Annotated in this window: 8 protein-coding genes; all 8 read left to right on the top strand. The window is 45.0% G+C overall.

What is annotated here, in order from left to right; translation table 11 throughout:
* The coding region (locus AC6R05_RS05960) for a MarR family winged helix-turn-helix transcriptional regulator (RefSeq protein ID WP_500646872.1) at positions 1–423 on the top strand (423 nt) is incomplete at its 5' end.
* A 195-nt stretch (positions 424–618) separates the two neighbouring features.
* Positions 619–1,584, top strand: a complete 966-nt coding sequence (locus tag AC6R05_RS05955) for a DHH family phosphoesterase (RefSeq protein WP_500646871.1) — start codon at positions 619–621, stop codon at positions 1,582–1,584.
* 302 nt (positions 1,585–1,886) lie between these two features.
* Positions 1,887–4,367, top strand: a complete 2,481-nt coding sequence (locus tag AC6R05_RS05950) for a PAS domain-containing hybrid sensor histidine kinase/response regulator (RefSeq protein ID WP_500646870.1) — start codon at positions 1,887–1,889, stop codon at positions 4,365–4,367.
* A gap of 430 nt (positions 4,368–4,797) precedes the next feature.
* On the top strand, positions 4,798–5,541 hold the full coding sequence (locus AC6R05_RS05945) for a hypothetical protein (RefSeq protein WP_500646869.1): 744 nt from the start codon (positions 4,798–4,800) through the stop codon (positions 5,539–5,541).
* A gap of 258 nt (positions 5,542–5,799) precedes the next feature.
* The gene (locus AC6R05_RS05940; RefSeq protein WP_500646868.1) at positions 5,800–7,368 is read left to right on the top strand and encodes an amidohydrolase family protein; all 1,569 of its coding nucleotides are present in this window, start codon (positions 5,800–5,802) and stop codon (positions 7,366–7,368) included.
* 165 nt (positions 7,369–7,533) lie between these two features.
* Positions 7,534–9,234: an autotransporter assembly complex protein TamA gene (locus tag AC6R05_RS05935; protein ID WP_500646867.1), complete on the top strand. Its 1,701-nt coding sequence runs from the start codon at positions 7,534–7,536 to the stop codon at positions 9,232–9,234.
* A gap of 212 nt (positions 9,235–9,446) precedes the next feature.
* Positions 9,447–11,093: a hypothetical protein gene (locus tag AC6R05_RS05930; protein WP_285401899.1), complete on the top strand. Its 1,647-nt coding sequence runs from the start codon at positions 9,447–9,449 to the stop codon at positions 11,091–11,093.
* Positions 11,094–11,318: 225 nt separating this feature from the next.
* The gene (locus tag AC6R05_RS05925; RefSeq protein ID WP_500646866.1) at positions 11,319–12,500 is read left to right on the top strand and encodes a patatin-like phospholipase family protein; all 1,182 of its coding nucleotides are present in this window, start codon (positions 11,319–11,321) and stop codon (positions 12,498–12,500) included.
* Positions 12,501–12,527 lie beyond the last annotated feature (27 nt).

Genomic DNA, 12,527 nt, shown 5'->3' with positions numbered 1-12,527 from the left:
TCAGCGATGGGAGTCGTCGGGCGATTGCGTAGAACCAGTGGTGTGTGGAAGAAGAAGCTAGCTCCGGTTTTCCAAGATTACGGGCTTAGCAGTATCGAATTCGATATTCTTGCCACGTTACGCCGTTGTGATGCAGCCGTCACTCCAACAGAGTTGTATCAAACCCTAATGCTTTCCTCTGGCGCAGTGAGTACGCGTATTGAACAGTTGGTAAAACGTAATTGGGTTCAGCGAATTGCTAGTGAGCATGATAGACGAAGCTGTAAAGTCGTCTTGACTCAAGAAGGTGTTGAATTGGTTGATAAAGTTTTGAACGCACATGTCGCCAATATGGATAAAATGCTTAACGTGCTAAGCAGACAAGAACAAGATCAGCTGGCGCAATTGTTGAGGAAAGTACTCTTAGCAGAACAACAGTCCTAAGATCGATCCTACAGGGTTTATCTTCTTAAGAAGCATTGTCGATACTCGCATGTCTTAATGGGAGCTTGTTGCCTACGGTGTTGTTCAATCATGTTATATCACCTAACAATCTGATATTGATATGAAATGACGTCGCTTGTAAAAATACAACTTCGTGTTTTGACCAATTCGATCTAGAGAACGAAAGGAACCCCAATGCATTACGATGTATTCAATGGAGACGCTGACGGCATTATTGCGTTGCTGCAACTGCGTTTGAGTGAACCAAAAGAGAGCGTGCTTATTACAGGCGTTAAGCGTGATATTAAGTTGCTTTCTCAAGTTGTGGCTCAAAAGGATATTTCTTCTGTTACGGTACTTGATGTGTCGATGGAGAAAAATCAAGGTGCGTTACGTTCGTTGTTGGATGCAAAGGTCGACGTGTTCTATTGTGACCACCATCGTACGGGTGAAGTGCCTTCTTCTACTCACCTTGAAACCTTAGTCGATACTGCACCAGAGTGTTGTACCAGTTTGTTGATTAACCAAAAGCTCAACGGTGAACATGTTGCATGGGCAATCGCAGCAGCGTTTGGTGACAACTTAAAAACAGTTGCGACTAAGCTCGCGCTAGACAATGGTTTTAATGAATCACAAATCGCGTTCTTGGAAGAGTTAGGCACCTTAGTCAACTACAACGGGTATGGAGCGTCACTCAGTGATCTCCACTTCACGCCTGTTGAGCTTTACCAAACGCTTTATCAATACCCAAACCCGTTTGATCTTTTGAATGATGAAGAGTCGGTATTCTACCGTTTGCGTGCAGCTTACCAAAATGACTACCAACAAGTGTCTATTCTCGCTCCGGCTTATGAGAGCAATTCAGCGCGCGTCTTTGAATTACCGAGTGAAACGTGGGCAAGGCGTATTAGTGGTGTATTTGGTAATGAGATCGTTAACCAAGATCCAAGCCGCGCTCAGGCTGTGCTTACAAAAAACCAAGATGGCGAATCTTATACCGTGAGTTTGCGTGCACCCTTGTCGAATAGAACTGGCGCCGATGAGGTCTGTTCAAGTTTTGAAACGGGCGGTGGTCGTAAAGCGGCGGCGGGCATCAATGTGTTGCCAGAAGCAGACAAGCAGCGCTTTATTCAAGTATTAACGGATTACTATTCGAAGTAGGTTGGAATAGCGAGCTTAGTGCTAACTTCGTTTCTCACTGCAGAGAACTACGGGGTTGGTTGTCGTTCTCTTTTGACTTAATTTTACTGCCATTCCAGAACCGAGGTGCGAGATATCTGGAATCTCTATAACTAGCGAAAGCTTCCTCCTATCTCTCTACTCTTTACATTATGGGGTGGAAAGAATAATAGATAGCGACTTTGCTCTGAATGGCTGGTGGGGATAAGAATCGATCCTCTAAGGTGATATTTATTCTATAGTTTTTGTATAACTTTGAAGAATCACACGGAAGAAATTTAAGCATGGCTAAGCTCTCTTCGTTCAGCCCCAAAGTATTGTTAGTTCTTTTTATATTGCTCACGTCTTTGACGTACGGCGGTATATCACTTTACGTGCTCACTAACCACAGTCAATCGACCGTCAAACAGCTACAAAGTGGGAACAGTAGTTTCGAGCTTGAGTCCGCTAAGATTTTTATGGAGAAGTATCTGGAAGTTGCGGAAGATCGCATTGTATTAGCGTCTCAGTACCAAGGCGTTATTGATGCCGCATCAGAATCGAACATTGAACGCCTCTCTTACCATCTCGAACGCTTCAAAGGGCAAAATCAATCCATGCAATTCGCGGTGCGGGATCGTACAGGTCAATTGTTGTTTGAAGATACATTTCGTCACCCTGCCTCTGCACAAGAACAAGCCATTTTCAAAGCAATCGCAAATAAAGAAGTGAGTGAACGCATATTGTATCTTTTGCATGATGATACTAACCATATCTGTATAAAGTTGTTCATGCCCTTATATCAAGCAGGGAGCTTTACTGGTGTGATATATGGAGAAACAGCCGTCGACTACGATGACTTTTTTGGTTCGTTCGTTACTAATAGAGAACGTTGGTATGAGTTGAGTCAAACTGAGCCGCCGGTTGCCTCGCTTAATAAAGCAGATAGTCAGGGCGAAAATGAACACCATTCGCACGGTACAGAGAAAAGCAAATACAGTGAAAAGGACTGGCTACTAACCCAAACGGCTTTAACTAGAGGCGACTTGGTGTTAACCCAAGGGATCAGTCGTTCGTTTCTTAATGAGCAGTTATCAACTCTTCAGAAAGAGCTATTGAATGGGCTTTTTATCATTTTGACAATTAGTTCTGTTTTGGTTGCCTTGATGGGACAGAGGTTGTTCGTTAACCCTCATAAAGAGCTCGACGGATCGAAGAAGTTGCTTGAAGAGTCTAACAAACTGCTAGCAGAAAAAGAGCGCGATAGTCGTCTTTTGGCGACAGTGGTTAAAGCAGCTAGGGATGCCGTCATTATCACTGACAAAGAAGGGCGTATTGAGTGGGTAAATAGCGCTTTTGAGGTCATGACAGGTTACCGATTAGACTCAGTAAAAGGCTTGAAACCCGGGGCATTTCTACAAGGTGAAAGCACTTGTTCTGAAACAGCAAGTCGCATTGGATCTGCGCTCAAAAAGGGCAATCAAGTTAAAGCTGAAATATTGAATTATACGATTGATAAGTCACCTTATTGGGTAGATATCGACATAGTGCCTTTGCGTACTGATGAAGGCGAAGTTGAGCACTTTATTGCTATCGAACGTGATGTTACCGATATCAAGAAGCTTGGGCTTGAACTAGAAGAGCAAGCGAGCAAAGCACGTCAGGCCAATGAAGCTAAATCACTATTTTTGGCCACGATGAGTCATGAGATAAGAACCCCAATGAATGGCCTGTTAGGGATCTTACAGATGCTTGTCGACGATTTAGAAAAAGAAGATCAACGAGATGTCCTGAGGTTGGCATTAGGCTCAGGCGAGCATCTGATCGCAATCCTGAACGATATTCTAGACTTGGCTAAAATTGAAAACGATAGCCTAGAGATTGCCCCACACCCATTTAAGATGTCTGAAATTACCAACCCTGTATTGAACACTTATCAAACTTTGTGCTCCGAGAAAGGTATTGAGTTTAACCTTATCGATGGTTGTGATCCTTCTCTCGCATACAATGGCGATTCTGTTCGGATTCGACAAGTGCTACTTAACCTCGTTGGAAACGCACTGAAGTTTACTGAAAGCGGCTCAATTAATGTAAGCGTTAAGCGAATAGCCCCTACGAAAATTGAGTTTGCTGTCGAAGATACTGGTATTGGGATCCCCAATGACAGATTGAGTTCAATCTTTAACGAGTTTGAGCAAGCAGATTTATCAACAACACGTAACTACGGTGGTACAGGGTTAGGGCTGGCGATTTGCCACAAACTTGTGACTTTGATGAATGGACAACTCAATGTAGAAAGCGAGGTTTCAAAAGGAAGCCGATTCAGTTTTGTTATCGACCTTCCAGCAATAGTGCATAAAGACGAGAAAGGGGCAGAAACACAAACAGTCGACTTGACTTCGTTTAAGGTTTTGGTGACCGACGATAACAAAATGAATCGCATTATTGCCAAAGGCTTTTTAGATAAGTTGAACGTCGAATGTGTTACTTGTGAGGATGGCTATGAAGCTTTAAATCAGCTGGAATCGGGCAGTTTCAACCTCGTGATAATTGATAACCACATGCCGAAAATGAACGGTGTGGAGACGGTTCAGAAAATACGAGAGGCTGGCCATAGCGACCTTGTTATCATCGGGTGGACTGCAGACATCATGCAAACATCGACTCAAGCTTTTTTAGAGGCCGGAGCAAACGAAGTCCTAACTAAGCCATTGATAAAGAGAGATCTTATAGAGGCGCTTTCTCGTCACCTAAATCACATTAAAACGGTCGATAGGGCAAGTTAATTGCGGTTTGTTTAGTCGCTGGTCTTACATCTATTAGTTCAGATATAGTTTGTCATCTTTTGTGTTTCTGTTTTCCTAGGCTCACAAGGTTGCTCTAACTTGTTTTTGCCCCAAACCTTCTCAGGCGATACCAACCGAGGACCTAGTAAGTACTGTAATCGAGTTAATCAATCTAATCCTTGCTTTTTGTTCTCAACCTTTTTCAGAAAAGCTTATCATTTCTATGCAAAATATCACATAGGCTAAAGCCGGCATTAGCGATAATAGCCATTCATCTTTGAGCAATGACTATTGGACGAGTTTGATCCGTCATTAGAGAGTTAGAGATTTGAGCTTATCGGTCAACAATACCTGCAGTACGGAAACAGGTGGGGCGTTGTACCTCACCAATAGGAGGGAACGCCCACTTTGTATTGTATAGGTATTAATGATGAAAAAACTGACCCGACTGACGCTTGCACTTACTGCTATCGGCCTCGCTTCACCCCTTATGGCACAAGACTCTGAGCCAAACCCTTCTGACTTAACAGAGACAAGTACCTCTGCGTATTTTGGTTTGAACAACCAAGGTGCATTGAAAGGCTCTATCTCTGGTGATTTTCATTTTGATAACGGCCAAACCGGCATGCTAACCGTGGAAGGAACCATGGACAAAGAGGGCAAGTACTCAGACAGCCGCATGCAATATTTTCATGTATTCACTACAGATAACCATGTTGTACCAAGAGCCGCTTTGTCAGTGGATGTAATTGATAATGCGATGTTCACTTCGGCCTCGGTAGGCGGTGTTGCGGCTATTAATGCTGGCGTTGAAAGGCTGCAATTGTTCCCTCGTTTAGGTGTGCTAGCGGGTGAGTACTCTGATGAATCTCTAAATGCATTTAATGTTAAAAGTGGAGAGGCTTATGGTATGTCAGCAGCTTTCTATGCGATGTACACGCTAGGAAACGATGGAACCTATATTGGTGCGTGGCCTGAGTACAATTACTTGGATGGCGACATTGAGACGTCACTGCTTAAATCAACGCTCATGATTGCGACTCCGTTCTCACAAGATAAAACACGTTGGGGACAACTTCGCGTCGATAATACCTCTGGCTCAATGAAAGCTAACAATCAATCTATTGATATCGACGATACGGTTGTGTGGGCAAACTACAAGTTCTACTTTTAATTAGAGCGTTTTAATTTTTATAACAAGCACGGTCTAAATGGCCGTGCTTTTGTCTATATGGGGAATGGGTATGGGGAATGGGTTGCGTAAGAGCGGCAACGACAGGTCGAAATGAACCTCCGAGAGAGCCGTTTAAGGCAGGGTTGCGTCCGTCATATGAGAGTTAATGGAATGGCAGAAATCATCAATAATGGCTTCAAAGAGGCACACAGCCTCACTCATTTAGCACATACCAATCGAACCATTGGAGTTTAGAATATGAATAATAAAGTTAAATCAAACACTCTAAAGAAAACTGCATTGGCATTAATGGTCGCCCTGTCACCTAATGTTTTTGCTTATGATCTTGTGATCATGAATGGCCGAGTGATGGACCCTGAAACGGGGCTGGATAAGGTCACTAACGTTGCTGTTGATAACGGGCAGATTGTCGAAATCACAGACAAAGTTTTGGAAGGCGATAAGGTTATCAATGCTGAAGGCTTAGTGGTGGCTCCGGGCTTTATTGATACCCACTCACACGTCGTTGCGATTCCAGTGATGCAAAAGCTTCAGCTTCGTAGTGGTGTAACAACCCCATTGGCACTTGAAGTGGGTGCATACCCAGTGAGTGATTGGTACATGCGTTTAGAAGGGCGCTCTCAAACTAACTTTGGCGCAAGTGTTTCGGCTGCGGGCATTCGAACTAAGGTGTTAAACAGCAAATACAACACCCGCACAGGTACCATGATTAATGACATTTTTGATACCGAAGAGGCGAAAGCATCGGGTATCAGTGGTGTCGCACTCAGCGAAATTGCCAACAGCGAGCAGATTGAAACCATTACTCAGATGGTTGATAAAGAACTAAAAGAGGGCGGCTTAGGTATTGGCGTTCCTGTGGGTTACATGTCTAAAGCGGCGACCACAATTGAAACGAAAGAGTGGCAACGTTTGGCGGGTGAGTACGGTGTGCCGACTTTCCTTCATGGTCGTTTTTCCAGTGAAATGCCACCAACGTCTGGCTTGTTAGGCATTGAAGAGATGCTTTCTGGCGTGGGTATCTACGGTGGTGGTTTGCTGGTTCAACACATGCACCAGCAAACTCTGAATGAAACACCAGCTGCGCTGAAAATGCTGGATGATGCTAGAGACAAAGGGTTTAGCGTGATGGCGGAGATCTACCCTTATAATTTTGGTGCCACTATCGCGGCTGCGGACTATCTCGCTCCCGATAACTATCAACGCAACATGGGACGTGACTACTCAGACATCATTGAAACGGAGACCATGAAGCCGCTAACCAAAGAGCGTTATGAACAACTATTGAAAGAAGACCCGGGTGCAAGTGTGATGTTCTATGGTGCGACCAATGAAGATCTGAAAAATGCATTGGCACACGAATCTACGATTGTCGGCAGTGATGCATTCCCGCTGATGAAAGACAACGGCATGATGGCGTACAGCTGGAATACATCTTATGAAGGCTTACAAGGTCACCCGCGTGCAGCAGGCACACAAGCTCGCGTATTGAAAATGGTGCGTGAAGATAATCTAATGCCATTAATGTCTGCGGTATCGAAAATGTCTTACATGCCTGCCAAGTTCTTGGAAGAGAACGGTATTGAGCAGATGAGCAAGAAAGGGCGTCTCCAAGTTGGTGCTGATGCAGATATCACGCTATTTGATCCAAACACAGTGACAGACAATTCAACCTTGGAAGAACCTGGCCTACCTTCGACGGGTATTCCCTATGTTGTGGTGAATGGAACTGTCGTAGTAGAAGACTCAAAAGTACTGAAAGGTGTGTACCCGGGTAAAGCGATTCGAAATAGCCTGAGTAACTAACATACTCTATTCGTTATAAAAGACGTTAACTCCTAAGCCTTGTTGAAAGACAAGGTTTTTTTGTGCCTCACGCAAGGTGGGAGGATCCCATCCATCTTACGCGATTCAAAGAAAATGGCGGCTAGCCGTACAGTAGCGTTGTCTTAAGTAAGCAGCGAGCGCGGCATGATGAACAATAAATGGGTTGGTTTGATTCTGTCGCTTGTTGCCTTGAACAATGCGCCTGTACTCGCTTTTGACGTCGAGATTGATGGGTTAACGGGCGAGCTAGAAACCAATCTAAGATCGCACCTTGCTGCTTATGAGAATCACAGGCTAGATCGAGTCAGTCAGCGTCAGTTTCGCTCTGTCATCGACACCGCACTCCACCCTTACGGGTACTATCACTCAACATTTAAATCGACCGTGAAAAATGATGATCACCTAAAGCTTGAGATTGTTGCTGGAGAGCCTGTGAGGATAAATTCGCTGGATATCCGTTTGGATGGAACTGCCGCTCATGATGAAGAGTTTTTGGCGTTGCTTGCTCAAACCCCGTTACAGCAAGGAGCGGTGCTCAATCACCAGAGCTATGATGCATTAAAATCGAAGCTGTTGTCGCTGGCGCTGCGCAAAGGCTATTTCGATGCTCAGTTTTCGGTAGCTCGTATGGAAGTGATTCCAGACCAAAATCTCGCCAATATTCAGCTTCATTTCAATTCTGGCGACCGATATCAGTTTGGCGAGGTGACGCTGCATAACAATCAGATTGAACCCTCACGCACCCAAGGTTTAGCCACATTTGAAGAAGGTCAAGCCTATGAGGCGTATCTGGTTTCCGAATATCAAGCTCGGTTGATTGAAACGGATTGGTATCGTGATGTCGTGTTAGCTCCGAACTTAAGCAGTGGAAAGAAGAGTCACCAAGTACCTATCGATATCTATCTCACGCCGAAATCTAAGCATATTGCTCAAGTGGGGGCGGGCTACTCAACCAATACTGGTGCGCGCGGCTCGCTGCGTTGGTTGCAGCCTTGGTACAACGAAAAAGGGCACAGCTTTGAGAGCAAGCTTGAAATCTCGGAGCCTGAGCAGTCTTTGTTGTTGGGGTATAAGATCCCCGAACGAGATGTTATCAACGATTACTATGGCGTTCGCTTCGAAGCCAAACACACGGATTACCTCGATACCTTGAGTGTGCTGGGGGACCTCACTTTTGAAAAGCATTGGCGGCTGGATAATGATTGGCAAAGCACGGTGTTCCTAAAGTATCTGTATGAGAACTATCAACAAGCCTCAGACAGTAATGAAACGCAGCTGATGATGCCGGGGATTGAATTTCTTTATGAGCCAAGTCGCGAGGATATCACCAGTGTACAACACCGACATCTATACTCAGTTGCTTACTCTTCAAGCAACCTGCTATCGGACTCTCAGGTTCTAAGAATAGAAGGGACTAGCCAGTTAAAGTGGGCGATAGCAGACAATCATAGAGTCTTAATGCGTTCTTATTTGGGCGCTAACTTTGCTGATTCAATTGAGGATGTGCCTTCTTCGTTACGCTTTTTTGCAGGTGGAGATAACAGCATTCGCGGCTATAAATACAACTCTATTTCACCCAAGGATGAAGCGGGCGAACTCACCGGGGGACGTTTCGCTGCAACGTTGGGGCTAGACTATCAAGCTCGACTATACGGCTCCTTGTGGGGCGGTCTGTTTTACGATGTGGGCGATGTATTTAATGATTCATCGCAATGGAAGCGAGGGGCGGGACTGAGCTTAGAGTGGGATTCGAAATGGTTACCCATCAAGCTCGATATCGCCAAAGGTCAACAGTCGGAGGATGACTATCGATTGCACTTGTCGTTTGGTGCGACCTTTAATTGAAATTTAAAGAAAACTGAAAATATAGTCATTCAGCTTTTGGTAGGGTTTAGTCCTACATATGCGATTCATCGACTTTTCCAAATCCTCATAAACTGTGCCCATCTTAACGAGTCAATCACGTTAACAAGCACGGTGATCTGGAATATTCGCCGCAAAGTAAATGGTCAGAGTTTTGAGGAAAAAGCTCTGATTAATGAACGGCACTTAAAAGAATGAACAATCTATTTTCAAATCGTAAACCTAAGCACACTTTATTATCTCTGGCGCTATTCGCGGCGATCTCAGGCAATAGCTTTGCCAATGAATCAAGCTCTACACAGCCAGAAGCACTTTCAGGCAAACAAGTTTTTGCCCACTACGGGTTAGACGAGAATATCCCTAAGCTCGCGATGAGTTCTCTTTTACAGGGTGAGCATCTTGTGGAATACGCGACACGCACAATCAAGGTTGGCGACGATGTTCGAGAGTCGAGCGTGTACTTGGTGAAAGATACAGATGCGAAGGGCAACATCGATTTAAGAATTAAGTACAGCCCAGATGCGCTTGATGCTCATGAAGATGTGATTGATGAGATTGAAAACTTCACACGTACTGAATATCGCCTCCGAGACTATGCCGAGAGCTACGACAAATCGAGCATTAAAGCGGATGAAAAAGAGGACGGTAGTGTCGTGATCAGTTTCGATTACTCCAAGTATGGTCTGCCGCAAGATATCGCCTATTTCCGTTTCTTGAGTGTGGAACTGACGCTAGAGAATGGCCAACCAACCCAGATGCGTATCTTCAATAGACAGCCGTTTTCTTACGACAAATACAGCGTCGACAGCTATGAGCAAGATATCGAATTTAGCGTATTACCGTCTGGGAAAGTGATTCTGGCGAGCAAGAATACCGAGATAAAAGGCACGTCGAAAAAGAAGCCCGTTCACGTGGTGAGCTCTATTGAGCCTGTTGCTATCTACGAAGACGATAGCGGTGTGAACATCTTAGATCATGAGCGATTAGAGCATGTATCAGACCCGCGCATGAGAGAGCAGAGTGTTGACCTTGATAGAGTGTTTCCTCTGATGGGCGACATGGTGAGAAGACAAGGTATCGACCTTCCATTGCCATTCGGTATTTCAGCGGCGTATCGCAATCAGAACATGAATATTCCGTTTACTGACTTTGTGATTGAGGGCGTTGGTCTGAATGAGCTGTTTGACCCACTTGGCAGTGTTGGTGTGGTGAATGCTGAAAGTTTTACTCTACGAGGTGATGTCAACATTCTACCTTTCTGGAATGTGTACGGCTTGGTCGGAAAGATCAACGTCGATGCTCAGGTTGATGCGGAATACACGGGCGCCGCAGGGGAAGCGATTAGAGACAAGCTCAATAACAAAATTCCGCACTTGGGTGACGCATTCTGTAAAGAGGTCTCGATGCTGTGTAACAAAGGCAATGTCCATGTGCCACTGCACCTTGAATACGATTTAGTCGGCATGGGCACCACGTTATCTGTGGGCTACAAAGAGTTCTTTGCCTCTGTTACCGGCAGCTACACAAAGACGCGTTTGAAAGGTACTGACAATTGGGGCGATGGTATCGTGACCGTTCAACCAATGTTGGGTTACCAGCTTGTTGATTACCGCACACAACTGTTTGTCGGCGCAGAGTACCAAGGCTTGGATGCTCGTATGGACGGTCACGTTGTGGCTGGCGATATTGAGTTTGATTATGACATCGGTGTCAATCTAGATAACTGGGCTTACTTGGTCGGCTTTAACAAACAGATCGGTAAGCACTATAACCTTACTGCGCTCTACAGCAAGGGCGAAACACGCGACTCAGTGACGCTGAACTTTGGCTACCGCTTTTAACCTATCTGGACACTGAACCCGAAAAAGACCGCCACTTTTAAAGTGAGAGTGGCGTCCTGCATCCGCGAGTTAATCGATTAAACAAGTCCGCTTAATATTATCGAAACGATTTAACGCTAACGAACCTATTTAACGTTAATGAAAGAACCTAGGCAGATTTGCTAGGTGTGACGAGGGAAAGGATTGGCCCATTACTTGAAGACCATTTTTATTAATAGGTATCAAATGAAAACCAAGACTAAAAACACCTTCGTGAGCATAGTGACACTCATGTTTGTCACAGCATGCTCTTCATCTCATACCCTCGACAAGCGTGTTAACGAAGCTAATTATCAGCACGTTAATGTGAGCTTGGGTGGTGACGTAACAACACCTGAACCGATTCGAATACTCAAAGGCAGCGAGCAATCTCTGTTCTACAACGAGTCGACAGCAACAACGCCATTGACGGTGAGCGATGATCAAATGCATGTACTGGTGCTATCGGGTGGCGGTGCTAACGGTGCGTTTGGTGCCGGTATTCTAAATGGGCTTTACGATGCAGGTGAATTAGCGGACTACACCGTGGTAACAGGCATCAGCGCTGGGGCGATGATAGCACCCTTTGCTTTTGTTGGCGGTGAAAAAATTCCAGAGATGAAAGCGGTGATGTTAGGCATTCAAGACAGCGAAATCATCGGCAAAAAGAACATGCTGAACACACTGTTTAAAGACGCCTTTACTCGTGGCGACAAGCTACTGGCGTTCATTGAACAAATCTACACCCCTGAGTTTATTCAAGAGATTGCTGACGTACATAACTCTGGAAAGCGCCTGTTGATCGGTACGGCACAGTTTGATTCAGAACAGCTGGTGGTTTGGAATCTGGGACAAATAGCCGCGAGCGATGCACCAAATAAAGTGGCTTTGATTCATAAGGTTCTAGCGGCAAGTGCTTCGATCCCCGGTGTATTTCCGCCTCAATTTATTCCTGTGGAATATCAAGGACAATCACTTGAAGAGCTGCACGTTGACGGTGGGCTAGCTGCTCAAATGTTCTTGTTCGCGGATCATATTGAGTACGGGAAGATCAATGATGCACTTGGTTTGAATAAAGCGCCCAAGGTTCATGTTGTGCGTAATGGTCGCCTAGCGCTGCCTTACCATTTAACTGAAGACAAAGGGATCGACCTTATTACTCGCACTGTTCAAAGCATGACCGTGAACCAAAGTGCTGGGGATCTATATCGAATTGCTTATTTTAGTGAGCAGCAAGGGTTGGATATGGCCTATAGCGATATCGATGATTCGTTCCATGCCAAGCGTGGCAGCAAAGATATGTTTGATAGCCAATACATGCTGTCGCTTTACCAATACGGTTACTTAAAAGTTCAAAATCAACAAGTTTGGTCGCAGCTTAATCCTTAAATCTATTAGCGTTTATCCAGTTAAACG

Source organism: Vibrio sp. R11-SG3-ISO9 (assembly GCF_059834255.1).
This window is presented reverse-complemented; position numbering and strand designations above follow the sequence as displayed.

What these genes read in the sequence shown, in the direction of transcription:
- AC6R05_RS05925 (WP_500646866.1), top strand. Translation starts at nt 11,319, where the DNA reads ATGAAAACCAAGACTAAAAACACCTTCGTGAGCATAGTGACACTCATG.
- AC6R05_RS05950 (WP_500646870.1), top strand. Translation starts at nt 1,887, where the DNA reads ATGGCTAAGCTCTCTTCGTTCAGCCCCAAAGTATTGTTAGTTCTTTTT.
- AC6R05_RS05945 (WP_500646869.1), top strand. Translation starts at nt 4,798, where the DNA reads ATGAAAAAACTGACCCGACTGACGCTTGCACTTACTGCTATCGGCCTC.
- AC6R05_RS05930 (WP_285401899.1), top strand. Translation starts at nt 9,447, where the DNA reads ATGAACAATCTATTTTCAAATCGTAAACCTAAGCACACTTTATTATCT.
- AC6R05_RS05935 (WP_500646867.1), top strand. Translation starts at nt 7,534, where the DNA reads ATGATGAACAATAAATGGGTTGGTTTGATTCTGTCGCTTGTTGCCTTG.
- AC6R05_RS05955 (WP_500646871.1), top strand. Translation starts at nt 619, where the DNA reads ATGCATTACGATGTATTCAATGGAGACGCTGACGGCATTATTGCGTTG.
- AC6R05_RS05940 (WP_500646868.1), top strand. Translation starts at nt 5,800, where the DNA reads ATGAATAATAAAGTTAAATCAAACACTCTAAAGAAAACTGCATTGGCA.